This is a genomic window from Dysosmobacter sp. (assembly GCF_052306735.1).
Lineage (GTDB): Bacteria > Bacillota > Clostridia > Oscillospirales > Oscillospiraceae > Oscillibacter.
This window is the reverse complement of the sequence record NZ_DAWBAJ010000001.1, coordinates 94,052-118,196: the sequence shown is the minus strand read 5'-3', so window position 1 is coordinate 118,196 and position 24,145 is coordinate 94,052. Positions and strand designations below refer to the sequence as shown.

33 protein-coding genes, 2 tRNA genes and 1 riboswitch are annotated in these 24,145 nt (G+C 62.1%); of the genes, 24 read left to right on the top strand and 11 right to left on the bottom strand.

The genetic code is table 11. The features are described 5' to 3' along the window. The 11 genes from ACT67G_RS00650 to ACT67G_RS00600 all read left to right on the top strand — a co-directional run. Positions 1 to 230, top strand: a 230-nt coding sequence (locus ACT67G_RS00650) for a 4Fe-4S binding protein (protein WP_443662630.1), incomplete at its 5' end; no start/stop codon positions are given. Between the two features lie 184 nt (positions 231 to 414). Continuing rightward, a riboswitch (THF riboswitch) is annotated at positions 415 to 521 on the top strand. Positions 522 to 599: 78 nt separating this feature from the next. Continuing rightward, positions 600 to 1,178 carry a folate family ECF transporter S component gene (locus ACT67G_RS00645; protein WP_325245670.1) on the top strand — a complete coding sequence of 193 codons (579 nt, stop codon included), beginning with the start codon at positions 600 to 602 and terminating at the stop codon, positions 1,176 to 1,178. 14 nt (positions 1,179 to 1,192) lie between these two features. Next, positions 1,193 to 2,464 carry a bifunctional folylpolyglutamate synthase/dihydrofolate synthase gene (locus ACT67G_RS00640; protein ID WP_443662629.1) on the top strand — a complete coding sequence of 424 codons (1,272 nt, stop codon included), beginning with the start codon at positions 1,193 to 1,195 and terminating at the stop codon, positions 2,462 to 2,464. Between the two features lie 213 nt (positions 2,465 to 2,677). Next, on the top strand, positions 2,678 to 3,733 hold the full coding sequence (gene hrcA, locus ACT67G_RS00635; protein WP_443662632.1) for a heat-inducible transcriptional repressor HrcA: 1,056 nt from the start codon (positions 2,678 to 2,680) through the stop codon (positions 3,731 to 3,733). Next, complete coding sequence (locus ACT67G_RS00630) at positions 3,730 to 4,341, top strand: nucleotide exchange factor GrpE (protein ID WP_443662628.1); 612 nt, start codon at positions 3,730 to 3,732, stop codon at positions 4,339 to 4,341. Before hrcA ends, ACT67G_RS00630 begins: the two co-directional genes overlap by 4 nt. A 16-nt stretch (positions 4,342 to 4,357) precedes the next feature. Then, positions 4,358 to 4,540 (top strand): PspC domain-containing protein, encoded by a 183-nt coding sequence (locus ACT67G_RS00625; protein WP_443662627.1) that lies wholly within the window; start codon positions 4,358 to 4,360, stop codon positions 4,538 to 4,540. Positions 4,541 to 4,582: 42 nt separating this feature from the next. Continuing rightward, a complete protein-coding gene (dnaK, locus tag ACT67G_RS00620) occupies positions 4,583 to 6,427 on the top strand; it encodes a molecular chaperone DnaK (protein WP_326214471.1) in 1,845 nt (614 codons plus the stop codon). A 141-nt stretch (positions 6,428 to 6,568) separates the two neighbouring features. Beyond that, positions 6,569 to 7,702 carry a molecular chaperone DnaJ gene (gene dnaJ, locus ACT67G_RS00615; RefSeq protein WP_443662626.1) on the top strand — a complete coding sequence of 378 codons (1,134 nt, stop codon included), beginning with the start codon at positions 6,569 to 6,571 and terminating at the stop codon, positions 7,700 to 7,702. Positions 7,703 to 7,710: 8 nt separating this feature from the next. Then, the gene (locus ACT67G_RS00610) at positions 7,711 to 8,520 is read left to right on the top strand and encodes a histidinol-phosphatase HisJ family protein (RefSeq protein ID WP_443662625.1); all 810 of its coding nucleotides are present in this window, start codon (positions 7,711 to 7,713) and stop codon (positions 8,518 to 8,520) included. A gap of 63 nt (positions 8,521 to 8,583) precedes the next feature. Further along, entirely contained in the window at positions 8,584 to 9,021 is a 438-nt protein-coding gene (gene rpiB, locus ACT67G_RS00605; protein ID WP_325246946.1) for a ribose 5-phosphate isomerase B, read from the top strand. A gap of 43 nt (positions 9,022 to 9,064) precedes the next feature. Next, the gene (locus ACT67G_RS00600; protein ID WP_443662624.1) at positions 9,065 to 10,096 is read left to right on the top strand and encodes a putative glycoside hydrolase; all 1,032 of its coding nucleotides are present in this window, start codon (positions 9,065 to 9,067) and stop codon (positions 10,094 to 10,096) included. Between the two features lie 36 nt (positions 10,097 to 10,132). Here ACT67G_RS00600 and ACT67G_RS00595 read toward each other — a convergent pair whose 3' ends face one another. Genes ACT67G_RS00595 through ACT67G_RS00570 form a run of 6 tightly spaced genes read right to left on the bottom strand, consistent with a single transcriptional unit; the run spans position 10,133 to position 12,628 of the window. Next, complete coding sequence (locus ACT67G_RS00595) at positions 10,133 to 10,447, bottom strand: LPS biosynthesis protein (RefSeq protein WP_443662623.1); 315 nt, start codon at positions 10,445 to 10,447, stop codon at positions 10,133 to 10,135. A gap of 13 nt (positions 10,448 to 10,460) precedes the next feature. Then, positions 10,461 to 11,174 (bottom strand): MBL fold metallo-hydrolase, encoded by a 714-nt coding sequence (locus ACT67G_RS00590; RefSeq protein WP_443662622.1) that lies wholly within the window; start codon positions 11,172 to 11,174, stop codon positions 10,461 to 10,463. Then, the gene (locus ACT67G_RS00585; protein ID WP_443662621.1) at positions 11,174 to 11,497 is read right to left on the bottom strand and encodes a YbjQ family protein; all 324 of its coding nucleotides are present in this window, start codon (positions 11,495 to 11,497) and stop codon (positions 11,174 to 11,176) included. Before ACT67G_RS00585 ends, ACT67G_RS00590 begins: the two co-directional genes overlap by 1 nt. Beyond that, positions 11,478 to 11,744 carry a hypothetical protein gene (locus ACT67G_RS00580; protein ID WP_443662620.1) on the bottom strand — a complete coding sequence of 89 codons (267 nt, stop codon included), beginning with the start codon at positions 11,742 to 11,744 and terminating at the stop codon, positions 11,478 to 11,480. Before ACT67G_RS00580 ends, ACT67G_RS00585 begins: the two co-directional genes overlap by 20 nt. After that, entirely contained in the window at positions 11,725 to 11,982 is a 258-nt protein-coding gene (locus ACT67G_RS00575; protein ID WP_326215522.1) for a hypothetical protein, read from the bottom strand. Before ACT67G_RS00575 ends, ACT67G_RS00580 begins: the two co-directional genes overlap by 20 nt. Then, complete coding sequence (locus tag ACT67G_RS00570; RefSeq protein ID WP_325246953.1) at positions 11,966 to 12,628, bottom strand: MerR family transcriptional regulator; 663 nt, start codon at positions 12,626 to 12,628, stop codon at positions 11,966 to 11,968. The genes ACT67G_RS00575 and ACT67G_RS00570 overlap by 17 nt, the downstream gene beginning before the upstream one ends. Positions 12,629 to 12,734: 106 nt before the next feature. Between ACT67G_RS00570 and mutY the strand changes: the two genes are divergently transcribed. The 9 genes from mutY (at position 12,735) to ACT67G_RS00525 (ending at position 18,306) form a co-directional block, all read left to right on the top strand. Then, positions 12,735 to 13,829 carry an A/G-specific adenine glycosylase gene (gene mutY / locus ACT67G_RS00565; RefSeq protein WP_443662619.1) on the top strand — a complete coding sequence of 365 codons (1,095 nt, stop codon included), beginning with the start codon at positions 12,735 to 12,737 and terminating at the stop codon, positions 13,827 to 13,829. Further along, positions 13,817 to 14,059, top strand: coding sequence for a hypothetical protein (locus tag ACT67G_RS00560; RefSeq protein ID WP_326215518.1), 243 nt, complete (start codon positions 13,817 to 13,819; stop codon positions 14,057 to 14,059). Before mutY ends, ACT67G_RS00560 begins: the two co-directional genes overlap by 13 nt. Further along, positions 14,046 to 14,237 carry a hypothetical protein gene (locus tag ACT67G_RS00555; RefSeq protein WP_325247895.1) on the top strand — a complete coding sequence of 64 codons (192 nt, stop codon included), beginning with the start codon at positions 14,046 to 14,048 and terminating at the stop codon, positions 14,235 to 14,237. The genes ACT67G_RS00560 and ACT67G_RS00555 overlap by 14 nt, the downstream gene beginning before the upstream one ends. Positions 14,238 to 14,240: 3 nt before the next feature. Continuing rightward, positions 14,241 to 14,561: a PF20097 family protein gene (locus tag ACT67G_RS00550; RefSeq protein ID WP_443662618.1), complete on the top strand. Its 321-nt coding sequence runs from the start codon at positions 14,241 to 14,243 to the stop codon at positions 14,559 to 14,561. A 3-nt stretch (positions 14,562 to 14,564) separates the two neighbouring features. Then, on the top strand, positions 14,565 to 14,894 hold the full coding sequence (locus ACT67G_RS00545; RefSeq protein ID WP_443662617.1) for a PF20097 family protein: 330 nt from the start codon (positions 14,565 to 14,567) through the stop codon (positions 14,892 to 14,894). A 1-nt stretch (position 14,895) separates the two neighbouring features. Next, on the top strand, positions 14,896 to 15,357 hold the full coding sequence (locus tag ACT67G_RS00540; RefSeq protein WP_443662616.1) for a PF20097 family protein: 462 nt from the start codon (positions 14,896 to 14,898) through the stop codon (positions 15,355 to 15,357). Positions 15,358 to 15,360: 3 nt separating this feature from the next. Further along, positions 15,361 to 15,948 carry a thymidine kinase gene (locus ACT67G_RS00535; protein WP_325247891.1) on the top strand — a complete coding sequence of 196 codons (588 nt, stop codon included), beginning with the start codon at positions 15,361 to 15,363 and terminating at the stop codon, positions 15,946 to 15,948. Beyond that, a complete protein-coding gene (locus ACT67G_RS00530) occupies positions 15,945 to 16,817 on the top strand; it encodes a radical SAM protein (protein WP_443662615.1) in 873 nt (290 codons plus the stop codon). The genes ACT67G_RS00535 and ACT67G_RS00530 overlap by 4 nt, the downstream gene beginning before the upstream one ends. 106 nt (positions 16,818 to 16,923) lie before the next feature. Next, positions 16,924 to 18,306, top strand: a complete 1,383-nt coding sequence (locus ACT67G_RS00525; protein ID WP_443662614.1) for an MATE family efflux transporter — start codon at positions 16,924 to 16,926, stop codon at positions 18,304 to 18,306. A gap of 57 nt (positions 18,307 to 18,363) precedes the next feature. On the opposite strand, the gene ACT67G_RS00520 is transcribed toward ACT67G_RS00525, so the two are convergent. From ACT67G_RS00520 to ACT67G_RS00500, 5 genes are all read right to left on the bottom strand, one after another. After that, positions 18,364 to 19,398: a putative ABC transporter permease gene (locus tag ACT67G_RS00520; RefSeq protein ID WP_443662613.1), complete on the bottom strand. Its 1,035-nt coding sequence runs from the start codon at positions 19,396 to 19,398 to the stop codon at positions 18,364 to 18,366. Between the two features lie 60 nt (positions 19,399 to 19,458). Beyond that, complete coding sequence (locus ACT67G_RS00515; protein ID WP_325245001.1) at positions 19,459 to 20,733, bottom strand: HlyC/CorC family transporter; 1,275 nt, start codon at positions 20,731 to 20,733, stop codon at positions 19,459 to 19,461. 270 nt (positions 20,734 to 21,003) lie between these two features. Beyond that, on the bottom strand, positions 21,004 to 21,756 hold the full coding sequence (locus ACT67G_RS00510) for an XRE family transcriptional regulator (RefSeq protein WP_325245003.1): 753 nt from the start codon (positions 21,754 to 21,756) through the stop codon (positions 21,004 to 21,006). Positions 21,757 to 22,003: 247 nt separating this feature from the next. Beyond that, a tRNA-Tyr gene (locus ACT67G_RS00505) sits at positions 22,004 to 22,088 on the bottom strand. Positions 22,089 to 22,099: 11 nt separating this feature from the next. Further along, positions 22,100 to 22,175 (bottom strand) — tRNA-Thr (locus ACT67G_RS00500). A gap of 103 nt (positions 22,176 to 22,278) precedes the next feature. Between ACT67G_RS00500 and ACT67G_RS00495 the strand changes: the two genes are divergently transcribed. From ACT67G_RS00495 to ACT67G_RS00480, 4 genes are all read left to right on the top strand, one after another. Then, the gene (locus tag ACT67G_RS00495; protein WP_325245005.1) at positions 22,279 to 22,467 is read left to right on the top strand and encodes a hypothetical protein; all 189 of its coding nucleotides are present in this window, start codon (positions 22,279 to 22,281) and stop codon (positions 22,465 to 22,467) included. Continuing rightward, a complete protein-coding gene (locus tag ACT67G_RS00490) occupies positions 22,464 to 22,697 on the top strand; it encodes a hypothetical protein (protein WP_325245007.1) in 234 nt (77 codons plus the stop codon). The genes ACT67G_RS00495 and ACT67G_RS00490 overlap by 4 nt, the downstream gene beginning before the upstream one ends. Continuing rightward, positions 22,678 to 22,974, top strand: a complete 297-nt coding sequence (locus ACT67G_RS00485; protein ID WP_325245009.1) for a sigma-70 family RNA polymerase sigma factor — start codon at positions 22,678 to 22,680, stop codon at positions 22,972 to 22,974. The genes ACT67G_RS00490 and ACT67G_RS00485 overlap by 20 nt, the downstream gene beginning before the upstream one ends. Before the next feature lie 105 nt (positions 22,975 to 23,079). Then, positions 23,080 to 23,967 (top strand): YitT family protein, encoded by an 888-nt coding sequence (locus ACT67G_RS00480; RefSeq protein WP_443662612.1) that lies wholly within the window; start codon positions 23,080 to 23,082, stop codon positions 23,965 to 23,967. Positions 23,968 to 24,145: the final 178 nt, after the last annotated feature.

The window sequence follows — 24,145 nt, the reverse complement described above, 5'->3', positions numbered from 1 at the left end:
AGAAGGAGTGCAAGAAGGACGCCATCCATGTGGTCAACGGCGTGGCCGTCATCGACTACGAAAAGTGCGTGAATTGCAAGATGTGCACCAAGGTCTGCCCCCGGGATGCCATCCTCCCCATTGCCACCGCCGAGGAGAAGGAGAAGTACAAGGCCATCAAGAAGGCTCAGGCCGAGAAGGCCGCTGCCGCCAAGGCCGCTGCTGCTGCCGCTCCCGCCGAGGACAAGTAATCTTTACCTCATTTTCATTTACACCGCCCCGGAAATTTTTCCGGGGCGGTGGTTTTTTGCCCTTTCCACTGAAGATTTTTCCACATGGCGGGAGCTGCAAGTGGAAAAGAGCCGGATTTTGGCGATTCTTGTGAGAAGTGCCACTTGCGTTTTTCTGTGCAGGGGCTATAATGGGTGCTGTTCAGGCAGAGTAGGAACACACGTGTGAAAGAGTGCCGGAAAAACGGGGAGTTGTTTTCCGGACGAAAGGGCGAGCGAGCGCCTGCAGTGTGTGTTCCGCATCCCGCTGCCGCATATGGGAATTGTGGAAGCCTTCCTCTGTGCGGCATTTCCGGTTACGGACTGCCAAAACAGAAGGAGGTATTTTTTATGCACAAACACGACCAGCCCCGGCTTTCCCCCCGGGGCGCCAGTGTCTACGCCATGTGCCGGGTAGCGGTGATGGCGGCGCTGTACCTGCCCCTGGCCCGGATGGCCATTGAGATCGGGACGTTGAAGCTGTCCTTCGGTTCCCTGCCGGTGACGGTGCTGGCCATGCTGGCGGGCCCGGTGGAGGCGGTGGCTGCCGCCGCCATCGGAGAGTTTCTCAAGCAGCTGCTCTCCTATGGCTTTACCGCCACCACGCTGCTGTGGGTGATCCCGCCGGTGCTGCGGGGCCTTCTCATCGGCTTGGCGGCATCCCGCCTGGCCCGTACCGGACGGCGTCTGGAGGAACGGACGGCAGTGTGCTATGCGGTGGGCGTGGGGGCCGCGTTGGTGACCACCTTGGTCAATTCTCTGATATTGTGGGCAGACAGCGTGCTCTACGGCTACTATTTCCCTGGTTATGTGCTGGGAAATCTGGCGCTGCGGCTGGCAGTAGGTGTCATCACCGCGGTGCTGGTAGCGATGGTGTCGATGCCCATGGTGAAGCTGCTGCGCCGCCAGGTGGCGGTGCGCCGGGCGTGAGAGGGGGGAGGCCCATGACCGGTCAGGAGGCCGTTGCCTATATCGATACCTTTCAGTGGCAGGCCCACGCCCCTGGGCTGGAGCGTATCCGTACCCTGCTGCACGCCCTGGGGGATCCCCAGAAGGAGCTGAAGTTCGTCCATGTGGCGGGTACCAACGGAAAGGGCAGCGTCTGCGCGTATCTGGCCTCCGTCCTGCGGTGCGCCGGGTACCGGGTGGGCCTGTGCACCTCTCCCTTTCTGGAGGACTTTCGGGAGCGCATCCAGGTGGATGGAAAGCTGATCCCCCCGGAGACCCTGGGGGAGCTGACGGAGCTGGCCCGCCCTGCGGCGGAGGCCATGGAGGACCACCCCACGGAATTTGAGCTCATCACGGCGGTGGCCATGCTGTATTTCCGGCGCTGCCGCTGCGATATCGTGGTGCTGGAGGTGGGCCTGGGAGGCGCCCTGGACGCCTCCAACGTCATCGATGTGCCGGAGGCGGCGGTGATCACCGCCATGGGCATGGACCACGCCGCTATCCTGGGCCCCACCCTGGGGGATATCGCCGCAGCCAAGGCGGGGATCATTAAGCCCGGCGGGGCTGTGGTGAGCTTTGGCGGCTGCCCGGAGGCGGATGCCGTCATTCGGGAGCGGTGCCGGGAGCAGGGGGCGCAGCTGACGGAAGTTGATTTTTCCCGCTTGCGGGTCGTGGGCACCGGCCTGGACGGCACAGATCTGGAGTTTGCCCCTTATGGAGCCCTCCATGTGCCTCTGGTGGGGCTCTATCAGGCCAAAAACGCCGCCGTGGCCGTCACCACGGTAGAAGTGCTGGAAAAACGGGGCTGGGAGATCTCCCGCCGGGCCCTGGAGCAGAGCCTCGCTTCCGTCTGTTGGCCGGGACGGCTGGAGGTTGTGCGCCGGGCGGGCCCGGTGATCCTCCGGGACGGGGCCCACAATGCCCACGGCATGGCCGCCACGGTGGAGAGCCTCCGGGCGCTGTTCCCCGGGAAAAAGCTCACCATCCTCATGGGTGTCATGGCGGACAAGGACGTGGAAGACATGCTGAAACTGCTGGCCCCCATTGCCGGGCAGGTGTTCACCGTCCGGCCGGAGAGCCCCCGGGCCATGCCGGCGGAGGAGCTGGCGGCCCTGGTGAACCGGTACGGTGTCCCCGCAGTGCCCTGTGCCGGTGTGGCGGCGGGGCTTCAGGCGGCCGCCGAGGCGGCGGGAGCCGACGGGGCAGTGTGCGCCCTGGGCTCGCTGTACCTGGTGGGGAAAGTCCGCCGGGCGGCAGACCTGCTTTGATTGGAAAGGGACCATCCTCGGGATGGTCCCTTTTTTGCGTTGAAAGACGGTCAAAACCCCAACAGGGAGCCTATCCGGCAAAGTTCAAAAAACTGCCGCTTTTTATTTACAAATTGTTTATATCCATCCATTGACAATGGTTTGCACCGGTGGTAAACTCACTTTAGCACTCAGGGATAGCGAGTGCTAAAACTGCGAAATCCCACAGAAGAGGTGCTTTTCTTGGATCTGACCGACCGGAAAAAGCAAATACTGAAAGTGGTGGTGGAGGATTACATCCGCACCGCCGAGCCGGTAGGCTCCAAAGCCATTGCCGCGGAAATGGGCGGCAGCGTTTCTTCTGCCACCATCCGCAATGAGCTTTCCGACCTGGTGGAGCTTGGTTATCTGGAACAGCCCCACACTTCGGCGGGCCGGGTTCCGTCCCCCAAGGGCTACCGGCTGTACGTCAACGAGCTGATGGAGCGCCAGCGGCTCTCCATCGCGGTGACGGAGCGGATCAACCCCTCTCTCCATATGAAGATGGAGGAGCTGGACCGGGTGATCTCCCAGGCGGGGCGGGCGGTATCCGCCTTTGTCAATTATCCCGCCTATGTGGCTGCCGCAGGAAAGCACTCCATCACGGCCCGGCGCTTTGATCTGCTGCCGGTGGATGAGCGCAGCTGCATCGTGGTGATGATGATGGGGGATAACCGGGTAAAAAGCCAGCTGCTGCGGCTGCAGCTGCGGGTGGATCCGGAGCAGATCCCCAATCTGGTGAGCCTGCTGAACACCCACTTTACAGGCGTCTCCACAGATGAGATGAATCAACGGCTCATGACCCTGGCGGACCAGGTGACGCCGCAGCTGTTTTTGCTGCTGAGCCAGACCGTGGCCTACGCCGGTGATGTGCTGGAGGAGGCCGGGCAGCGGGAGGTGTTCACCTCCGGCGCCAAGGAGCTTTTGAAGCTGCCGGAATTTCGGGACGCCGACAAGGCCCACGAGCTCATGAGCTTCCTCACCGACAGCAAGGAGAACCTCCCCATGCCGGACGAGGGGCCCATGAAGATCCTCATCGGGCCGGAGAACGTCAGCGAGGCTTTGAAGGATGCCAGCGTAGTGGTGGCCAGCTATGATATCGGAGACGACATGCGGGGCCTCATCGGCGTGGTGGGCCCCACCCGCATGGATTATGCCACAGTGGCCGCACGGCTCACCGGCTTTGCCGAGGGCCTGACGCGGCTGTTCGGAAAACAGGAATTACCCCCGAAGGAGGAACAAGAGCAATGAGCGAGGAAACCAAGCACCCGGAACCGGAGGAGGCGCAGCCGGAGCAGGAGGCTCCCCAGGAGCAGCCCGCCCAGGAAGAGGCGAAGCCGGAACCGGAAGAGAAGGGCGGCAAGGGAAAGAAGAAAAAGGAAAAGACCTACACCTTGACCCGTGAGCAGATGGAGGCGGCGGAGATGGCCGCCAAGCAGCTGGAGTCCGTGAAGGATCAGTTCGTCCGGCTGACGGCGGAGTATGACAACTACCGCAAGCGCACTGCCAAGGAAAAGGACAACCTGTACCAGGATGCCAAGGCCGACACCATCAAGGCGTTCCTGGGGGTGTACGACAATCTGGAGCGGGCGGTGGCCGCCTGCGCCGGGGAGGATCCGGAGGCCCCCCACAGAAAGGGATTGGAGATGATCTTTCAGCAGTTCAAGGATCTGCTGACCAAGGAGGGCGTCACCGAGATTGAGGCGCTGGGCGCCCAGTTTGATCCGGAGAAGCACAACGCCGTCATGCATGTGGACAGCGAGGACTTCGGGGAGAATGTGGTGGCCCAGGTGTTCCAGACCGGGTTCATGCTGGGTGACAAGGTCATCCGCCACGCCATCGTCCAGGTGGCAAACTGAAGGGGAGGGTGAAAAAATGGGAAAGAGTCTGTACCGTGATCCGCAAAATGGAGTTATAGCCGGCGTCTGTGCCGGAATCGCAGCGTTTTTTGGCTGGGACCGCATGCGGATACGGGCTGCCTGGATCGCACTTACCCTGCTGGGCATCGGACTTCCGGCCTATTTGATCACCATGACGGTTATGCCAAGAAAATACTAACTAGCAAACAATAAAAATTCAGATAATTTGGAGGCAATCATTATGTCTAAGGTAATCGGCATCGATTTGGGTACTACAAACTCTTGCGTGGCAGTGATGGAGGGCGGCGAAGCCGTCGTCATCCCCAACGCCGAGGGAAACCGCACCACCCCGTCTGTGGTGGCATTTTCCAAGACCGGCGAGCGTATGGTGGGCCAGGTGGCAAAGCGCCAGGCCATCACCAACCCCGACCGCACCATTTCTTCCATCAAGCGTGAGATGGGCTCCGACTACAAGGTCACCGTGGACGGCAAGTCCTACACCCCCCAGGAGATCAGCGCCATGATCCTGCAGAAGCTCAAGGCGGACGCTGAGGCCTATCTGGGCAGCCCCGTCTCCGAGGCCGTCATCACCGTTCCCGCTTACTTCACCGACTCCCAGCGCCAGGCCACCAAGGACGCCGGCAAGATCGCGGGCCTGGATGTCAAGCGGATCATCAACGAGCCCACCGCCGCGGCCCTGGCCTACGGCGTGGATAAGGAGCAGTCCCAGAAGATCATGGTTTACGACCTGGGCGGCGGCACCTTCGATGTCTCCATCCTGGATATCGATGACGGCGTCATCGAGGTTCTGGCCACCGCCGGCAACAACCGCCTGGGCGGCGACGACTTCGACGAGTGCATCATGAAGTACCTGGTGAGCGAGTTCAAGCGCACCGACGGCGTGGACCTGTCTAACGACCGGGTGGCCATGCAGCGGCTGAAGGAGGCCGCCGAGAAGGCCAAGATCGAGCTCTCCGGCGTCACCACCTCCAACATCAACCTGCCCTATATCACCGCCGACGCCAACGGCCCCAAGCACCTGGACGTGACCCTCACCCGGGCCAAGTTCAACGAGCTCACCGCCCATCTGGTGGATGCCACCATGGGCCCCGTGCGCCAGGCCATGTCCGACGCGGGCCTGCAGCCCAGCGACCTCAGCAAGGTGCTGCTGGTGGGCGGCTCCAGCCGGATCCCCGCCGTGCAGGAGGCTGTGAAGAACTTCACCGGCAACGAGCCCTTCAAGGGCATCAACCCCGATGAGTGCGTGGCCATGGGCGCTGCCCTCCAGGCCGGCGTCCTCACCGGCGACGTCAAGGGATTGCTGCTGCTGGACGTCACCCCGCTGTCTCTGGGCATCGAGACCATGGGCGGTGTGTTCACCAAGCTCATTGACCGCAACACCACCATCCCTGTGAAGAAGAGCCAGATCTTCTCCACCGCCGCAGATAACCAGACCAGCGTGGAGGTCAACGTCCTCCAGGGCGAGCGTGAGATGGCCGCTGCCAACAAGTCTCTGGGCCGCTTCCATCTGGACGGCATCGCCCCGGCCCGCCGCGGTGTGCCTCAGATCGAGGTGACCTTCGATATCGATGCCAACGGCATCGTCAACGTCTCCGCCAAGGATCTGGGCACCGGCAAGGAGCAGCACATCACCATCACCTCCTCCTCCAACATGTCCAAGGAGGACATCGAGAAGGCCGTGAAGGAAGCCGAGCAGTATGCCGCCCAGGACAAGAAGCTCAAGGAAGAGGTGGAGGTCCGCAACCAGGCCGACCAGATGGTCTACCAGAGCGAGAAGACCCTCTCTGAGATGGGCGACAAGATCCCCGCTGATGACAAGAACAAGGTCCAGGCTGGTATCGACAAGCTCAAGGAGACCCTGAAGGGCCAGGATACCGCCGCCATCAAGGCCGCAACCGACGAGCTGACCCAGGCCTTCTACGCGGTCAGCGAGAAGCTCTATCAGCAGGCCAACCCCCAGGGCGCTCAGGCCGGCGGCCAGAGCGGCACCGACGCAGGCACCCAGGGCCAGTACTACGACGCCGACTACAAAGTGGTCGACGACGACGATAAGAACAAGCAGTAAATGGTGTGCATCCAATGGGACGGGGCGCTTTGCCCCGCCCCATTGGGGGCGTTTTACGGGGAATTGGGAACCGGGAACGGAAAGTCCCCTCTGGGGCTGTTCGTTCCGGATTTCCAATTTTCCAAGCGATAGGAGATCATTATGGCAGAACAGAAACGTGATTATTACGAGGTGCTGGGCGTCAGCCGGGGCGCCTCGGAGGATGAGATCAAAAAAGCATATAAGAAAATGGCCCGGAAGTACCATCCGGACCTGAACCCCGGGGACAAGGAGGCAGAGGAGAAGTTCAAGGAGGTCAATGAGGCCTATGAGGTTCTCTCTGATTCCAACAAGCGGGCCCGCTACGACCAGTACGGCCACGCCGGTGTGGATCCCAACTTCGGCGCCGGCGGGGCCGGGTTCGACGGCGGCTTCGACTTCGGCGACCTGGGGGACATCTTCGGCAGCTTCTTCGGCGGCGGCTTTGGCGGCGGACGGCGCACCAACCCCAATGCGCCCCAGCGGGGTGAGAGTATCCGCATGTCCGTGACCATCAGCTTTGAGGAGGCGGCCTTCGGCTGCGAAAAGGCGGTCACCGTGGAGCGCATGGAGACCTGCGATACCTGCCATGGCAACGGCTGTGCCCCCGGCACCTCGCCGGAGGTTTGCCCCGACTGCCACGGCACCGGCACCGTCCAGGTGCGGCGGCAGACTCCCATGGGCGTCTTTGCCACCTCCGCCCCCTGCTCCAAGTGCGGCGGCAAGGGCCGGATCATCCATCAGCCCTGCAAGGACTGCCGGGGCACCGGCTTCATCCGACGCCGCAAGACCATCCAGGCCAGTATCCCCGCCGGCATCGACAACGGGCAGACCATCTCCATCCGGGGCCAGGGCAACGCCGGCAAGAACGGCGGCCCCGCCGGCGATCTGCTGATCACCATCTCCGTGCGGCCCCATGAGCTCTTCCGCCGGGAGGGCACCAGCGTCTTGTGCGAGGCGCCCATCACCTTCGCCCAGGCGGTTCTGGGCGCGGAGCTGGAGATCCCCACCATCGACGGTAAGGTGAAGTACACCCTGCCGGAGGGAACCCAGTCCGGCACCACCTTCCGCCTCAAGGGCAAGGGCATCCCTTCCCTCAACGGCCGGGGCCGCGGCGACCAGTACGTCACCGTCTATATCGAGACGCCCCGCAACCTCAACAAGGAGCAGAAGGAAGCCCTGAAAAAGTTTGCCGAGAGCGTGGGCGAGAACAACTACGAAGAGCGCAAGAAGTTTTTCAAGAAGTTTAAGAAGTGAGGAACGGCATGTACCTTGCGGATTACCACACCCATAGCCTCTGTTCGCCGGATGCCCGAAACTCCATGACGGAGATGGCTCTGGCAGCTGCTGCGGCAGGAATGGATGAGATCTGCTTCACGGACCATGTGGAGCCCCTGGAGTGGAACTGTACCGTTCCAAAGACGCAAGATCACGACTGGTCAGACCAGGCGCGATCCTTTGCAGAGGCCAAAGCTGCCGCAGGCGGACGGATTGGGCTGCGCCTGGGGATGGAATTGGGGGATGCTCCCTGGAATTTCGCGTGGGCGGAGCGGCAGCTGGCGCGTGCACCGGAGCTGGATTTTATCATCGGTTCCATTCACAGTTTGCCCCCTCCGGCGGACTGCAATTTGTCTTTTTTCGCACCTGGGGATGAGACGCAGGCCCGGGAGGGGCTGCGGGATTATCTGAAGCAGGTGGAGCAGATGGTCCGATGGGGAAAGTTCCAGGTGGTGGGCCATCTGACGCTGCCCCTGCGGTACCTCAACGAGCGCCGGGGCTTTCATCTGACCTTTGACGGCTTTGAAGAAGAGATGGAGCGCATTTTGCGGCTGGTGGTGGAACAGGGCCTGGGGATCGAGGTCAACACCAACCATGGCCATACGCCGCTGCCGGATGAGAAGTGGCTGCGCATGTACCGCTCCCTGGGCGGTGAAATCATCACCCTGGGCTCCGACGCCCATCAGGTATCCGGCGTCGGCTGCGCCATTCGGGAGGGGCAGGCGCTGCTGCGTGCGTGCGGCTTCCGGCGCTTTTGCACCTTCACGGCCAGGAAGCCGGTATGGCATGAACTGTGATTGATTTTTCCCCCTGCGGGGGGTACAATAAAACCGAAATTTCAAACAAGGGGGACGTTCATCATGAAAATCGCACTGGGCTGTGATCACGGCGGCTATGAGCTCAAGGAGTTTGTCAAGACCGTACTGGAAAGACTCGGCCATACCTACGAGGATTTCGGCTGCTACTCCAAGGAGAGCTGCGACTATCCCGACTTCGGTGAGGCGGCTGCCCGTGCCGTGGCGGAGGGCAAGTGTGACCGGGGCATCGTCATCTGCACCACCGGTATCGGCATTTCCATCGCCGCCAACAAGGTCAAGGGCATCCGCTGCGCTCACTGCGCCGACTGCCTGCAGGCGGAGATGACCCGCCGCCACAACGACGCCAACATGATGGCCATCGGCGCCGGCTTTACCGGCAAGAACATGGCCGAGCGCATGGTGGAGGTCTTCCTCTCCACGGAGTTTGAGGGAGGCCGCCACGCCCGCCGTGTGGACAAGATCATGGCCATCGAGGGCTGAGAGAGTTCCAGTGTTTACGCGTATTCCAGTGAGGTGAAAGAGCATGGCGGGAGCCAGAGGATACCACACATACCGGGGGCGGACGCCCAAGGGGAAGATCGCGCTGGCGGTGGTGCTGGTGCTGATCATCCTGGCCTCCGCCGTGTTCATTTTCATCCAGCAGTTTGTGGTCTATGATGCCAGCGGCACACCTCATCTGCAGCTGCCGGGCAGTCAGACCCAGCAGGAGGAAACGGAGCCGGATGAGACGGAGGATGTGGAGCTCACCATCGACACGCCCGCCCTTACCGGCGTAAAGCTCCACGCGCTTGCCCAGGCGCCGCTGACGGCGGCAGACGCCCAGGCGGCCCTGACCGCCGGAGGCGACGGCGTGGTGGTGACCCTCAAGGACAGTGAGGGATATGTCTACTATGACAGCGCCATGCCCCAGGCCAGTGCCTCCATCCAGACGCAGGCGGACACCGCCGCGGCGCTTTCCACCCTGACCGGCAGCGAGGACTGCTACACCGTGGCCAGGATCAGCTGCCTGCTGGATCCCCGGGCCGCCCGGGCCGACGTGGAGGGCATGGGCCTCAAGAACACCGGCGGCTATATTTTCTACGACGGCAACAACCTCAACTGGCTGGATCCGTCCAAGTCCGGTACCCAGGAGTATCTGGGCGGCCTGGTGAAAGAGTGCGCCTCCATGGGCTTTGACGAGATCTTGCTGACGGATGTGAGCTTCCCCACGGAGGGCAAGCTCAACAAGATCGCCTATCCCGGGGCCGGGATGCAGGAGAGCATCCGGGCGTTCCTCATGGCCATGGATACGGCGCTGGCAGCGTATCCCGATGTGAAACTGTCCGTGGAACTGTCGGAGAGCGTCATCACCCTGGGGCAGGATGAGACTGCCGGACTGGTTCTCTCAGAGATCGCGCCCCTGGTGGACCGGATCTATACGGAGACCACAGAAGGCTCCATCCCCGCTCTGGAGGCGGCGGTAGAGGCTGCCGGGGAGGACACGGCTTTGATCCCTGAGCTGACGGCGATCCCGGCGGAGAGCGACCAGCCCTATCTGCTGACAGAACCATCATAAAAATAAAAAACAGGACGCCAACCGGCGTCCTGTTTTTTATTTGTCATTTGGTCCTTTGAGGGCTTCCTCATAGCTTTGCAGGGTGCCCTCCGTCAGGCGGGAGAGCTGGTGGAGCCGCTCGTTGACCATGTCCCACATGCACATGGGCAGATGATCCCGGTGGCCTCGGTGGAGGGTCACGCACTCAAAGCAGTTGCCGTGATGGGGACAGGCTTCCTGGCAGGGGCAGTGATCCCCCGCCTCCCGGACCTGGCGCAAAAACTCCTGCTTCACCGCCCAGGATTCCTGATGGCGGCCCTCTTTCTCCAGCTGGTCCTGCCGGATGGCCAATTCGTTGCCGTCGATTTTCATAGGCTTCCTCCCGTCAGAATGTAAATTGCTGGCCCTCCGCCGTAATGGGGACCACCCGGTCCGCCCACTGGGGATGCCGGGCCAGGAACCGCCCTGTCAAGGCAAAATCCCCCCACTGGTGCATGGGCAGTACCCGGCGGGGATCCGTATGCTCCAGGAAATAGGTAAGACCCCAGTCGGCGGCGCCCTCCAGCCGGGGATCCAGAGGGACCATGGCCAGATCCAGCGTCCGGCCCTCCAGAGGGGCCAGATACCGCTTGAAATTCACTTCCATGTTGCGGTTCCAGGCCTTGTCCTCCCCCTCCCAGTGCCACCAGTGGAGGTCACCGGCGTGGTAGATGGTGCGGCCCTCCGCCGTCACCACAAAGGCCACCCCCTCGTCGGTGGAGGGCAGCGTCTCCACGGCGATGCCGGGCAGGGGCTGTGTGCGGTCGTTGCCGCCCAGAGACAGGCATTTTTCCGCCGTCTCCGCCGAAACGCGCCAGCGGGCGAGGTTCCGCTCCGTCAGGCGGATATCGTGGCCCAGCAGGAAGCGGACGGGGCGGCTGCCGTCATCCAGGGAGAAGACGGCGGGATTGAAATGATCCTCGTGGCGGTGGCTGGCAAAGACCAGCAGAGGCTTATCCGCCGACAGGGGAGGAAGCTCCCCTTTCCACCAGTCAAAGAGCAGGCACACTTGCTCCAGTTCCACCGCAAAGCCGCTGTGGGCCAGGAACGTCACCCGCATCACCGGTACTTCACCGCCGTGCCGTAGGCGATGACCTCGGCGGCGCCCTGCATCACGGAAGAGGAGCCGTAGCGGATGTTGATGACGGCATCCGCGCCCAGGCGCTCCGCCTCATCCACCATGCGCTTGACGGCAATCTGGCGGGCCTCATTGAGCATCTCCGTGTAGCCGGTGATCTCGCCGCCCACCAGGGTCTTCATGCCCGCCATGAAATCCTTGCCGAAGTTTTTGGACTGTACCACGGTGCCTTTCACCATGCCCAGCACCTCAAATTCTTTTCCGGGAATGTAATCAATAATGTAATCAATATTGACCAGCAGCATCCAATTCTCCTCCTTCAATTTCTTTGAACCTCTGCCGCAGCACCTTTACGGCTACCGGCAGGGGAAGCAAACACGCCACGGCCAGCGCCGCGAACAGGTAAAACGCCCACCTGGGCAGGTTCGGGATCCAGCACAAAGACGCAAAGCCTGCAACGCAGGCGATCTGGAGCAGGGCAAAGAACACCACGCCCTGCACGGCCTCCCGCTTCCTGCGGGCCTTGCGGGATTCAATACTTGCGGGCTTCATCCGCTTCGCCTCCTTTGATCTCCTGCAGCCGCTGCACCAGGGCATACACCACCCCGATGACCACGGCTGCGCCGAAAAGGGCATATACCGCCATGATGCCCAGGGCGGCAGGGAGAGGATCCTCCTCCACCATGGTCCACAGCAGCGATCCCACAAATACCAGCACCACCAGGGCAGTTCCCACAGCCGCCAGCACCGCGCCCCGGATGCCGGAGCGGCCCTTAGTATTGTTTGGCATCGTCGATCTCTCCCTTCTCGATCTCCCGCAGCCGCTGCACCAGAGCCAGAACCACACCCAGGATCACCACCGCCGGAATGGCTACCAGGACGATGATCAAAGGCAGAGGCGGCGCCTGGTCGGCATCTACGGAAAAGCCCCAGAGCATCAGGGCAATGAGGCCGCCCATGAAGGCCACCATGATGACGGTGACGGCCCAGGGGGCAATATACCGCACCCGGCGGGCATCCCCCGCCTGGCGGTTGGGGAAGGTGGCGCCCTGGTGCTCCATGGAGGACATCTCCTCCAGCAGCGCCTGGGCATCCAGGGCGGAGAGAGGCTCCTCCCGCTCCTTGAGCCGGCGGCACAACGCCATGGACTCCTCCAGGTTCTTGCGCTCCCGCTCCAGCGTCACCAGATGGCGGCGCATGCCGTCGGCCACGGTGTGGGCCCCGGAGAGCATCTGCCGGATCTCCTCCAGAGGAACGCCCAGCTTGCGCATCAGCTTGATGCGCCGCAAGGCGTCCACCTCCGCGTCCCCGTAGTCCCGGTAGCCGTTCTGGCTGTTGCGCCGGGGGGAGAGGAGGCCCTCCGCTTCATAAAAGCGGATATTCTTTTTGGTGATGCCCACCAGGGCTTCCACTTCGTTGATCTTCGTTGTTCTCACCTCTGGTACGATGATATACCTTCTATCCGGTGGAAGGTCAAGGGGTTTTGAAAAAAATCCTGTCGGGGGGTGGGAAGGGCAGTCCCTTTGTGGTACAATAGGCCCCATGGAAACCATGAAACAGGAAAAACGAACGCGTCTTGCACGGCTGGCGGCAGTGCTGCCCGCCTGGTACCAGGCCAATGCCCGGGATCTGCCCTGGCGCCGTACTCAGGACCCTTACCGCATCTGGGTGTCGGAGATCATGCTCCAGCAGACCCGGGTGGCGGCGGTGCTGGGATACTATGCCCGGTTTCTCACAGCCTTCCCCACGGTGGAAGCTCTGGCGGCGGCGCCGGAGGAGCAGCTGATGAAGCTCTGGGAGGGACTGGGGTATTACAGCCGGGCCCGGAATTTGCAAAAATCTGCCGGGATGGTGGTGGCCCAGGGAGGCTTTCCGGAGAGCTATGAGGGCCTCCTGGCCCTGCCGGGCATCGGGGAGTATACCGCCGGGGCCATCGCCTCGGCGGCGTTTGGACTGCGGACCGCTGCCGTGGACGGGAACGTGCTGCGGGTGGTGTCCCGGGTGACGGACTGCCGGGAGGATATTGCCCTGCCCAGAACGAAACGGGCGGTGAAGGCAGCCCTGGAGGCCGTGATGCCCACCGAAGAGGCGGCCATCCGGGTGTTCAACCAGTCCACCATGGAGCTGGGGGCCACGGTGTGCGTGCCCAATGGCGCCCCCAAATGTGAGCAGTGTCCGGCGGCGGAATTTTGCCTGGGCCGCCTCCGGGGCACGGCAGAGTCACTGCCGGTAAAAACCGGAAAGAAAGCACGCCGGGTGGAGGAGAAGGCCGTATTTTTGCTCTTCCGCCGGGGGCAGGTGGCCCTGCGGCGCCGCCCGGATACGGGACTGCTGGCGGGCCTTTGGGAGTTCCCCAATGTGGAAGGCTCCCTGGCTGAGCAGGAGGCCGGAGAAGCGGTTTCCGCCTGGGGCCTGACGCCCCGGGCCTGGCGCAGCCGCCTGACGGCCAAGCATATCTTTACCCATGTGGAGTGGCATATGACCGGCTACGGCCTGGAGGTCACGGGAGACGGGCCGGAGGACTTTTTGTGGGTGGACGCAGAGGGCCTGGCGGCCCACGCGGTGCCCTCTGCCTTTGCACGGTACTATGCCCAGGCGCTGGAATACACAAAGGAGGCGACAGTATGGGATGGCTGATCGGACTGCCCCTGGGGCTTTTTCGGATGCTGGTGTGGGCGGTGATGCTGCTGGTGCGGCTGGTGGTGCCCATCCTGGTGATCGTCCTGGTGATCTGGCTCCTGCGGCGGCGGAAGTCCCGCCGGGGCGAAGATACGCCCTCTGACGGCCCGGAGTTTCACGGGCCGGTGTACACCGTAGACTATGAGGATGTGGAGGATGAGCAGGAGGAGGATCATGGAGCTTCTTAATGTGCTGCTGGCGGCCATCTTGCTGCTGCTTGTGCGCAAGCTCATCTGGTGCTTCCGGTGGCTGTGGTGTTATCACCACGGGCGGCAGACCCCGGAGCCCATTTCCTTCCTGCCCCGGCGCAGCGGCAGGACCTTTGACGAGCACGTGGATCAGACCGGACGCGGCAAGGAGGAATGAGCCATGGCCTTTTGGAACAAAACCGCTCAGCAGGAGCCCAACGCCCCCATGCATTGTCCCTGGTGCGGCGGGGAGATGGTGCGCGGATATCTCAGCAGCGGCCGGGACGCCGTCTACTTTTCAGAGGAGAAGCCCGGCATGCTGGAATACCTGATCCGGGGTGCAGGCTGGCTCCGGCTGGACCATGAGGGCGGCTCCGTGCACACCTACAAGACCGCCTGGCACTGCCCGGTGTGCCGGAAGCTGGTGGTGGATACCACGGGCCTTGATAAAATCGGCCAGTGGCCGGATCTGACCACTCCGACGGAGAAGGGGGAGGAATGAACCATGGCCTTTTGGAATGACCCGCAGCAGGAAACATCTGCCGTGTCTATGACCTGCCCCTGGTGCGGCGAAAAGATGGAACTGGGATATCTGTACTCCGGGGACAGCATCCGGTGGGTAGACCGGAAGCCGGGGGCGATTCTGGGGGCGCTGTCCGCCGGGAAGGAGCTGTATGTCAGCGACGAGGGTGTCACCACAGAATACAAGAGCTGCTGGTATTGCAGCACATGCGGCAGACTGGTCATCCAGATGACCGGTCAGGGACGCCCCTCTTCGGAGGAATGCCGGGACGAGTTCCGGCGGTACGCGGAGCAGGCGAAAGGACGGAAGTGACATGGCTTTTTGGAACAAGAGCGAGGACCCCTGGGACATGGATCCCAGCAAGCGCCGCCCTGCCGTCCGGGAGGAAGAAGGGGAAAAGGATCCGGATGCCGGGAGCCTGTTGGATGATCTGCGGGCCTGGAACGAAGAGCGCAAGGAGAAAAAGGCCCGGCGGGAGGTTCCTCCGGAGCCCATTCCCTGCCCCTGGTGCGGCGGGGAGATGGAAGTAGGGTACCTCATCGGCGGCCGGGACGCGGTACGCCTGGTACGGGAGCGTCCGGGCGCGCTGCGGCTCTTTGAAGATCCCCTTTACATCCGGGGAGACGGCACCTTCTGGTGCAACTACAAGATCGCCTGGACTTGTCCAAAGTGCCGCAAACTGGTTCTGGATCTGCCGGAGCCGGAAGAGACAAGTTATGCAGAGGAGCTGCGGGATTACGCGCAGCAGGCAAACCAACACGAGGGAGAAAACTGATTCATGGCACAGCTTTATTTCAAATACGGGGCTATGGGATCCAGCAAGACCGCCAATGCCCTGATGACCCGGTTCAACTATGAGGAGCGGGGGCAGAAGACCCTGCTGGTGAAGCCCCGGCTGGATACCCGGGACGGGGACCACCAGGTGGTCTCCCGCATCGGCCTGACCCACCCCTGTATCTATTTTGATGAGATGCAGCAGCTCTCCGTCATGGAGCTGCAGCAAAATGCCTGCGTCATCGTGGACGAGGCCCAGTTCCTCACCCGGGAGGAGGTCCTCTACCTGGTGAGCCTGGTGGACGAGCTGGACATTCCCGTTATCTGCTACGGCCTGCGGGCGGACTTCAAGGGGGATCTGTTCCCCGGCAGCGCCGCCCTCCTGGCCTACGCGGATAAGTTGGAGGAGTTGAAGGCTGTCTGCTGGTGCGGCCGCAAGGCCGCCTTCAATGCCCGGTTTGACGCCGACGGAACGGTCCTCAAGACCGGCGAGCAGGTGGAGCTGGGGGCCAACGAGCGCTATACCAGCCTCTGCCGCCGCCACTGGATGGCGGGAGACTTGGGGCCGGATTTCGGGAGGGAGCGGACATGATCTGCCGCCTGTGCCCCCGGAACTGCGGGGCGGAGCGCACGGCAGAGCGGGCTGGCGGCGTATGCAGCCAGATCGAGACGCCGGTGGTGGCCAAGGCCATGCTCCACCAGTGGGAGGAGCCGTGCCTGGTGGGAGCGCACGGAGCGGGCACGGTGTTTTTCTCCGGGTGCAGCCTCCGGTGCTGCTTCTGCCAGAACGGGCCTATCTCACACGGAGGGTTCGGCAAGGCCGTCTCCGTGGAGCGGCTGCGGGCCATTTTCCACGAGCTCATTGACCAGGGGGCAGCCTGCCTGGACCTGGTGACCCCCACCCACTTTGTCCCCGCCATTCTGGAGGCCCTGGGGGAGGAGCCCTGGCCGGTTCCGGTGGTGTGGAACTGCGGCGGGTACGAAAAGGCGGAGACGCTGCGGCTGCTGGAGGGGAAGGTGCAGGTGTACCTGCCGGATCTCAAATACGCCCTGCCGGGCCCGGCGGGGAAGTACTCCGGCGCGGCGGACTACTTTGACTGGGCCGCTCCCGCCATTTTGGAGATGTTCCGCCAGACGGGCCCCTATGTGATGGAGGACGGTCAGCTCAAACGGGGCGTCCTGATCCGCCATTTGCTGCTGCCCGGGGAGCTGGAGAACACCCGGCGCTGTCTCGACTGGGTGGCGGAGCAGTTCCGCCCCGGCGATGTGCTCTTCTCCCTGATGAGCCAGTACACCCCCCAGCCGGGGGCGGAGGGGAACCTTCGCCGCCACGTTACGAAAGCGGAGTACCGGGCGGCGGTGGCCTACATGGAAAACTGCGGCATTACCGACGGCTACACCCAGGAGCGCACTTCCGCCCGGGAGGAGTATACCCCCGATTTCGACGGCTCCGGCGTGTGACGGGTGAAAAGAAAATTGGGGTTGAAAACCACAGAAGCTGTATTATAATAATGGGGCTGTCCGGCGGACGGCCCCATTTTCATGTGTGTTTTGAGAGGATCCTGTTATGAAGCTGGAGAACAACCTGGGGACGGACCCCATCCGGTCCCTGGTGCTGCGCATCGCCATTCCCAGCATGCTGGCGCAGTTCGTCAGCGTGCTATACAGCATCGTGGACCGCATCTATATCAGCAATATTCCCGAGATCGGTGAGATCGCCCTGGCGGGCGTGGGCGTGTGCGGCCCGGTGGTCACCATGATCGGCGCCTTTGCCTCCCTCATCGGCGTGGGCGGCGCGCCCCTGATGAGCATCCGCATGGGGGCGGGGAAGACAGAGGAGGCCCGGCGCATCCTCTCCAACAGCTTTTTGATGCTGTGTGTCAGCGCGGTGGCGCTGACGGCGGCGGTATTTCCCCTGCGGGAGCCCATGCTGCTGCTCTTCGGTGCCAGCGGCGTTACCTACCCTTATGCCGAGTCCTATTTTACCGTGTATCTGTGCGGGACGGTGTTCAACCTTCTCTCCCTGGGGATGAACCAGTTCATCATCTGCCAGGGCTTTGCCAAGAAGGGGATGCTCTCGGTGATCATCGGGGCGGTGCTGAACATCGTGCTGGACCCGGTGTTCATTTTTGCCCTGGACATGGGCGTGGTGGGGGCCGCCCTGGCCACCGTCCTCTCCCAGCTGGCCAGCTGTATCTATGTACTGACCTTCCTCTTTGGGAAAAAGGTGCCCATCCCCATCAGCTTCGGCGGTTACCGTCCCCGGCTTATGGGCAGGATCCTCCTGACGGGCCTGACGCCCTTTCTCATCATCGCCGTGGACAATGTGATGATCATTGCCATGAACGCCGTGCTGCAGCGCTACGGCGGGGCGGAGCTGGGGGACCGGCTCATCACCTGTGCCACCATTGCCCAGAGCTTTATGCTGGTGGTGACCATGCCCCTGGGGGGCATCTCCGGCGGTACCCAGACCATTCTGGCCTTCAACTACGGCGCCCGGCACAAGGAGCGCATCCTCTCGGCCCAGAAGTTTATCACCTTGCTTTGCGTGGCCTATGTGACGCTGCTCTTCATCCTGGCCCGGGTGGCCGGAAGCCTCTTTGTGCGGCTCTTTACCACGGAGCCCTCCCTGGCGGCGGAGGCCTTGGACGCCATCCGGGTGTGCACCCTGGCCATCATTCCCCTGGGCGTTCAGTACGCCCTGGTGGACGGCTTTACGGGCATGGGCCAGGTGCAGCTGTCGCTGCCCCTTTCCACCTTCCGCAAGGCGGTGTATTTTGCGGCGCTGTTCCTGCTTCCCGGCATGTACGGCGCCAGGGCCGCCTTCTATGCCGAGCCTGTTTCCGATATCCTGGGCCCCATCGTCAGCGTAGCGGTGTACGCTTTGTTTATCCGTCGGGTGCTGCACTTTTCACAGCCGGAGGGAGAAGCCTCCCGGGAGAGCGCATAATCTCCGCCATAAAAAAGACGCCCTTTTGGGCGTCTTTTTTTATCGTGAGGAGGCGTCTTAGCGGCGGTCGCCCAACTTGCGCAGGGTTTCCAGAACCTCGGAAAAGTCCCGGGCCTTGGCCGAGGGGTTGGCCCGCAGGATCCGCAAAGAGGCACGATAGGTGCGCACCGTGCGGGAGCGGATGGAAGCTTCCCGGTTCTTCAGATGCTCGATGGCATCGTCCAGCTCCGCCCGGCGGGCGGCAAGGGCTTCCTGGGTCATATCCACCGCGCCCTCCAGGTTGTCCCGGGCACGTTCCAGGGTCTCCTGGATAGCCCGCAGGGTCTCCAGCTTGGCGGAAGTGCGGCTGCGCAGCGCTTCTTCCAGTTCTTCCCTGCGGCGGGCAGAGCGCCGGAGCTTGGCCTCCTGGTGCTGCTGGAGGCCGGCCTCCATCCGCTCCTGCAGCTCCATCCGGCTCAGATCCACCCGCTCCCGGAATCGGCGCAGGTCATCCTCGGCAAAGGCGGCAGCCACCTCCGCCCGCTTGGCAAGACGGCGAAGATCCTCGTTTTCCTCCGTAAGACGGGTGAGGACTTCCCTGAGATCCAGAGCTTCCTGAACGGAGCGGACCACGTCTACCGTAAAGGCCACGGTGATCACCAGGGCCAGCGGATCCACCAGCCAGCTGGGCACATCCTCCAGCAGGGCGGCAATGGGGGGATGGATGAAGCGCACCAGCAAAATGGAGAAGAAGCCCCAGGCCAGGGAGCTGGTGAGACAGATGTGGCCGTTGAGGTTGAAGCGGTGGTGGGAGTAGTCCCAGTAACGGACTTTAAACAGCCGCTCCATCACGGCACCGGTGACGTATTCCAGCACTGTGGCGGCAATCATGCCCAGCAGAAAGACCAGTCGCAGATCCTGCTCCACCGGCAGCGTCACAAAGAGGATGATGATGGCGCCGGAGCCGTAGATGGGAAGCAGAGGGCCATGGAGAAAGCCCCGGTTCACCCATTGCCGCTTGCAGGCGGAGACGTAGCAGGATTCCCACACCCAGCCGCAAAAGCAGTAAAAAAAGAAGAGAAGGACCCATTGGCCCGTAGTATAGAAATGCATGAATGCTCCTTTTCAAAAAAACACGAGAGGGCCGTCCGGTCCCGGACGGCCCTTGCATGGTCAGCGGGTTTCCTCGGTGGTTTTGGCTTCGTCCTCCGGCAGCACCGCCACCCGGATCTCCAGGACCCGGCGGTGATCCACCTGGGTGACGGTGACGTCCAGACCCTCCGCCTGGAAGTGGTCTCCCACCTGGGGCAGACGGCCCAGCTCATCGATGACCCAGCCGGAAACGGTGCTGGCATCGCACTCACCGCTGATGGAGAAGAGATCGTAGAGATCCGTGAGATCGGCGCTGGCGGAAATGAGATAGCTGCCGTCCTCCTGCTTGCGGAAGGACTCGATGACCTCGTCATGTTCGTCCCAGATCTCGCCCACCAGTTCCTCCAAAATATCCTCCAGGGTCACCAGGCCTGCCGTGCCGCCGTATTCGTCCACCACGATGGCCATGTGGGTCTTTTTCTTCTGCAGCGTCCGCAGCAGCAATCCCAGCTCGGCGTTGGCGGTGGTGTAATGGACGGGGGTGATGCACCCGGCAATGTCCGTCTGGCCCCGGTAGCGGGCGGCGTGGAAATCCTTCTCGTGGATGACACCCACGATATCGTCCACGTCCTTGTGATACACCGGCAGGCGGGAGTAGCCGCTCTCAGCAAAGGTGGCGGCGATCTCGTCCATGGTGGCGGAATCCTCCACCGCCACAATATCCACCCGGGGGGTGAGGATGTCCCCGGCCTCCAGGTCGCCGAACTCAATGGCGGAACGGATCAGCTGGCTCTCGTGCTGGTCCAGGCCGCCCTCGCTCTCCGCCTCGGAGACCATGGTGATGAGCTCCTCCTCCGTGATGCCGGCATCGTCTGCGGTGTGCAGGAAGCGGCTCAGCAGCCGCTTCCACAGGGCAAAGAGGAAGTTCAGCGGCCGCAGGATAGCCAGAAACACCCGCAGCACCGGCGCGGAGGCCATGGCAAAGCGCTCAGGGCTCTCCTTGGCAATGGACTTGGGGGAGACCTCGCCGAAAATGAGCACTACCACCGTCAAAACCACCGTGGCGACGGTAGGGCCGTATGCGGTGCCCACCAGATTGGTAAAAAGCACGGTGCCCACCGCCGTGGCGGTGATGTTGACGATGTTGTTTCCGATGAGAATGGTGGAGAGCAGGCGGTCATAGTCCTCCGAGAGCTGCAGGGCCAGGGCGGCACGCTGGTTCCCATCCTCCGCCCAGCTTTTCAGGCGGATGCGGTTGAGGCTGGAGAAGGCGGTCTCCGTGGCGGAGAAGTATGCGGACATGCACACCAGAAGAATGATGGCAACCGTCATGATCGGGGTACTGGAACTGTCCATATGGGCAAAATCACTCCTTAAAAATATCAACAAAATCCCGGAAAGGCGCGAAAAAGGGCAGCCTCACCCCTCCATGGGGTCAGACTGTCCTTGGATCAGCATGTATGTATGCGTGGGCAACGGAGGTTGGTCCACAGTGTTTTCACGATTCCTTCCTTGGCCGATGGGCCAGATCACTACTTGATTCAGGATACCACAGCTTCCGATAAATTGCAAGAGGGACACCTGGGAAGGCTGTTCAGAAGATGTGTGGGTTTTGAACCGGAGCCCTCAGTCCAGCCCCGGGGGAGGCGGCGCGTGGAGGATTACCCGGCCGAAGCACACCAGTGTCCGGCCGGAGGTGGGAAAGAGCACCACGTCGGCATCCGCGCGCTCCCGGTTCAGGGAGAAGAGATAGACCGTTCCCGCCGGATCCTTGTAGTACTGCTTGCATACGATCTCGCCGTCCACACAAAAGATGCCCACGTCTCCGGGCTTCAAGGGATCACGGTTTACATAAGCCTGAGAACCGTCGGGGATCCAGGGGGACATGGAATCGCCCTGGATGCGCACGGCAAATTCTGCGGCGGCCGGTACGTCGCCAGTGACCTGAATATAGTCGAAATCCTCCCCGAATACCGGGGCAGCATAGCCGGCGGCGGCGGGGGAGCGGTACAGGGGGATCAGACGGGGCTCCGGTGCCTGGGGGGCAGCATCCAGTTCGTCCCGGTAGGCACAAAGCGTCCCCACCACGGAGCCCACCGCCTCACGCCCCTGGGGGGAGAGACCCCGCACCTGATCCAAAAGGCGGCGCTCCCAGTGGTTTAGGACCTGGCTGCCGCCCTGAAAGCTATCCTGAAAGAGGACATTGGGCTCCGTTTCCAGACAGTCGAACAGCCGCAGCAGCACCTCTGCCTTCGGAAAACTGACGCCCAGCTCATAGTTGCTCACCGCCGAAAGGGAGACACCCAGCCGCTTGGCCAGATCCGTTCGGGACAACCCCAGTTCCTCCCGGCGCTGCTGCATCCGCTCTCCAAAGCCCATGGCGCGTCCTCCTTTGCCTGCGTTTTCTTTATCCTATCGAATTCTTGGAGATTTGTCAACCGAATATACAAGAAACTTGTAAAATCTGGGTTGACAAAACAAGATACTTGTGATACCCTATCAACGTGACAAGAAGCTTGTGACCTTCCACCCCAAAATGGGACGTCCCTGCAGGTGCTTCCGGAGTGGGAGCGGCAGGCACGGAGATAAAAAAATCGGAGTAAGCACGCATGTGCTTACTCCGATGTGGTGGGGGAAGGTGGATTCGAACCACCGAAGTCAGTGACAACAGATTTACAGTCTGCCCCATTTGGCCGCTCTGGAATTCCCCCATATGAAATTGTGGAGCTGGTGGACGGATTCGAACCCCCGACCTGCTGATTACAAATCAGCTGCTCTACCAGCTGAGCTACACCAGCAGATCCAACAGCAGAACCTATCTTACCAGAAGAAACAGGCTTTGTCAACAAATATTTTATCGTTTTCCTGATTTTTTTTCGGGAAGGCAAAGGAGGGACTTGTTTGCGTGAAATTCGGCGCTGCCGGAAAGGCGGGCGCCTGCTCTGCAGCCTCTGCGGCGGGGAGATCCCCCGGGGCGCGCCCTACTGGTATCTCAACGGGGAGAGCGTGTGTGAGGACTGCCTGCCGGAGTTTGCCCGGCTGGAGCTGGCACCCTACCGGCAGACGCGGGGAAGGGAGGAAGCAATTTGACCTTGCTGGAGATGTCTGCCTCCTACGCTGCCAGCGCGGAGGCCATCTGTGAACGCATCGCGCGCCTGCGGGGCGAGGTGCATAATACTGCGGATCCGGAGGCGGTCCAGGCCCTGGAACTGCGGATCCGGGCGCTGGTGCCCATTTTGCGGGAGGCCCGGGAGCTGGCGGTGGTCACCGCCCGGTACTATGACAGGAGTTATCATGCCTATGAGTGCTACAAGCTTTGATTCCCGCAGCAGCGAGTGGATGGGGGATCTGACGGTTTGGCTGCGGCAGAACGCCTCGGACAACGGGGAACAGCTGGATCGTCTGCGTACCAAGCTGCGCTACGCCCGGTCGGCAGAGCTGACGCAGCGCCAGCAGCTGCTGCTGCGGCTGTATTTTGAGGAGGGGAAGACCATGCCCCAGATCGCCCGGGAGCTGCATGTGAGCTGCTCCACAGTGTCCCGGACACTGCGCCGGGCCCGGGAGCGGCTGTACCGGTGCCTGCGGTACAGCTTTTAGACGGGCGGAAAGTTCCTCTTGTGGTTTTGGCATAAAGCCCGTATAATCGAAGTGAACGGGATATCCTAAGGAGCGAAGGGCCATTGCCTGGAGGAGGAGCGTATCATGCTGTACAACACCCTGCACCACCGCTGGCTGCGGCTGATCGCCGCTGTGGTGGGAGAGTTGATTTCCGCCGCCGCGCTGAATCTGTTTATTGTGCCGCTGAACCTGTATAACGGCGGACTGCTGGGCCTGTGCCAGATCATCCGCACCCTGATGCAGGAATACCTGCACATCAGCTTTGGCGCCTACGATGTGGCCGGCATTTTCTACTTCATCATCAATATCCCTATTTTGCTCTTCGCCTATAAGACGCTGGGCAGGAGCTTTGTCCTCAAAACGCTGATTTGTACCGCGTCCTATTCCCTCTTCTACAGCCTCATCCCCATTCCCCCCACACCCATCGTGGAGGATTACCTGACAGCCTGCCTGCTGGGCGGCATCCTGGCGGGTGTGGGCAGCGGCATCGTCCTCACCTGCGGCGGCAGCGGCGGCGGGTTGGATATTGTGGGACTGTGCCTGAGCAAGCGGGGCAGTGCGTTTACGGTGGGGAAATTCTCCCTTTCCTTCAACGCATTCCTCTACGCCGCCTGCCTGATCCTCTTCAGCCCCGCAGTGGCCATCTACTCGGTGATTTATAACTTCTTCACCGCCATGGTGCTGGATCGGGTCCATCAGCAGAATGTCAGCGTCCAGGCGCTGATTTTCACCCGGGAGGATCAGGAAGCCCTGGCCCGGTTCATCATCGAGAAGCTGGGCCGCTCCGTGACCTACTGGAATGGTGTGGGCGCCTATACCGGAGAGGGCGTACATGTGCTGTGCGTGTGCCTTTCCAAGTTCGAGATCGAAGAGCTGCTCCACGCCGTGCACACCATGGATCCCCATGCGTTTGTGACGGCCCAGGAGGGCACCCGGATCTACGGCAATTTCACCCGCAAGGTGGGAGACTGAGGGTTTACAGACAGACCGGCGCACCTGGGAGGTGTTTCCCAGGTGCGCCGGATTTTACAGTGGTGCCCACCATCCGGCGGCGCTCTGCGGCGCCGGATATGGAGAAAAGGCGGATAGCGTGCATATACGGCTGTGGATGAGGCAGTCCGCCGTATCGGCATTACATGAAAAAAGAAGG

What these genes read in the sequence shown, in the direction of transcription:
- ACT67G_RS00645 (WP_325245670.1), top strand. Translation starts at nt 600, where the DNA reads ATGCACAAACACGACCAGCCCCGGCTTTCCCCCCGGGGCGCCAGTGTC.
- ACT67G_RS00525 (WP_443662614.1), top strand. Translation starts at nt 16,924, where the DNA reads ATGAAGCTGGAGAACAACCTGGGGACGGACCCCATCCGGTCCCTGGTG.
- mutY (WP_443662619.1), top strand. Translation starts at nt 12,735, where the DNA reads ATGGAAACCATGAAACAGGAAAAACGAACGCGTCTTGCACGGCTGGCG.
- ACT67G_RS00485 (WP_325245009.1), top strand. Translation starts at nt 22,678, where the DNA reads ATGAGTGCTACAAGCTTTGATTCCCGCAGCAGCGAGTGGATGGGGGAT.
- ACT67G_RS00640 (WP_443662629.1), top strand. Translation starts at nt 1,193, where the DNA reads ATGACCGGTCAGGAGGCCGTTGCCTATATCGATACCTTTCAGTGGCAG.
- ACT67G_RS00510 (WP_325245003.1), bottom strand. Translation starts at nt 21,756, where the DNA reads ATGGGCTTTGGAGAGCGGATGCAGCAGCGCCGGGAGGAACTGGGGTTG.
- ACT67G_RS00585 (WP_443662621.1), bottom strand. Translation starts at nt 11,497, where the DNA reads ATGCTGCTGGTCAATATTGATTACATTATTGATTACATTCCCGGAAAA.
- ACT67G_RS00535 (WP_325247891.1), top strand. Translation starts at nt 15,361, where the DNA reads ATGGCACAGCTTTATTTCAAATACGGGGCTATGGGATCCAGCAAGACC.
- ACT67G_RS00580 (WP_443662620.1), bottom strand. Translation starts at nt 11,744, where the DNA reads ATGAAGCCCGCAAGTATTGAATCCCGCAAGGCCCGCAGGAAGCGGGAG.
- ACT67G_RS00595 (WP_443662623.1), bottom strand. Translation starts at nt 10,447, where the DNA reads ATGAAAATCGACGGCAACGAATTGGCCATCCGGCAGGACCAGCTGGAG.
- ACT67G_RS00480 (WP_443662612.1), top strand. Translation starts at nt 23,080, where the DNA reads ATGCTGTACAACACCCTGCACCACCGCTGGCTGCGGCTGATCGCCGCT.
- ACT67G_RS00600 (WP_443662624.1), top strand. Translation starts at nt 9,065, where the DNA reads ATGGCGGGAGCCAGAGGATACCACACATACCGGGGGCGGACGCCCAAG.
- ACT67G_RS00540 (WP_443662616.1), top strand. Translation starts at nt 14,896, where the DNA reads ATGGCTTTTTGGAACAAGAGCGAGGACCCCTGGGACATGGATCCCAGC.
- ACT67G_RS00560 (WP_326215518.1), top strand. Translation starts at nt 13,817, where the DNA reads ATGGGATGGCTGATCGGACTGCCCCTGGGGCTTTTTCGGATGCTGGTG.
- dnaJ (WP_443662626.1), top strand. Translation starts at nt 6,569, where the DNA reads ATGGCAGAACAGAAACGTGATTATTACGAGGTGCTGGGCGTCAGCCGG.
- ACT67G_RS00630 (WP_443662628.1), top strand. Translation starts at nt 3,730, where the DNA reads ATGAGCGAGGAAACCAAGCACCCGGAACCGGAGGAGGCGCAGCCGGAG.
- ACT67G_RS00590 (WP_443662622.1), bottom strand. Translation starts at nt 11,174, where the DNA reads ATGCGGGTGACGTTCCTGGCCCACAGCGGCTTTGCGGTGGAACTGGAG.
- ACT67G_RS00555 (WP_325247895.1), top strand. Translation starts at nt 14,046, where the DNA reads ATGGAGCTTCTTAATGTGCTGCTGGCGGCCATCTTGCTGCTGCTTGTG.
- ACT67G_RS00530 (WP_443662615.1), top strand. Translation starts at nt 15,945, where the DNA reads ATGATCTGCCGCCTGTGCCCCCGGAACTGCGGGGCGGAGCGCACGGCA.
- ACT67G_RS00520 (WP_443662613.1), bottom strand. Translation starts at nt 19,398, where the DNA reads ATGCATTTCTATACTACGGGCCAATGGGTCCTTCTCTTCTTTTTTTAC.
- ACT67G_RS00545 (WP_443662617.1), top strand. Translation starts at nt 14,565, where the DNA reads ATGGCCTTTTGGAATGACCCGCAGCAGGAAACATCTGCCGTGTCTATG.
- ACT67G_RS00625 (WP_443662627.1), top strand. Translation starts at nt 4,358, where the DNA reads ATGGGAAAGAGTCTGTACCGTGATCCGCAAAATGGAGTTATAGCCGGC.
- ACT67G_RS00610 (WP_443662625.1), top strand. Translation starts at nt 7,711, where the DNA reads ATGTACCTTGCGGATTACCACACCCATAGCCTCTGTTCGCCGGATGCC.
- ACT67G_RS00550 (WP_443662618.1), top strand. Translation starts at nt 14,241, where the DNA reads ATGGCCTTTTGGAACAAAACCGCTCAGCAGGAGCCCAACGCCCCCATG.
- ACT67G_RS00575 (WP_326215522.1), bottom strand. Translation starts at nt 11,982, where the DNA reads ATGCCAAACAATACTAAGGGCCGCTCCGGCATCCGGGGCGCGGTGCTG.
- ACT67G_RS00515 (WP_325245001.1), bottom strand. Translation starts at nt 20,733, where the DNA reads ATGGACAGTTCCAGTACCCCGATCATGACGGTTGCCATCATTCTTCTG.
- dnaK (WP_326214471.1), top strand. Translation starts at nt 4,583, where the DNA reads ATGTCTAAGGTAATCGGCATCGATTTGGGTACTACAAACTCTTGCGTG.
- rpiB (WP_325246946.1), top strand. Translation starts at nt 8,584, where the DNA reads ATGAAAATCGCACTGGGCTGTGATCACGGCGGCTATGAGCTCAAGGAG.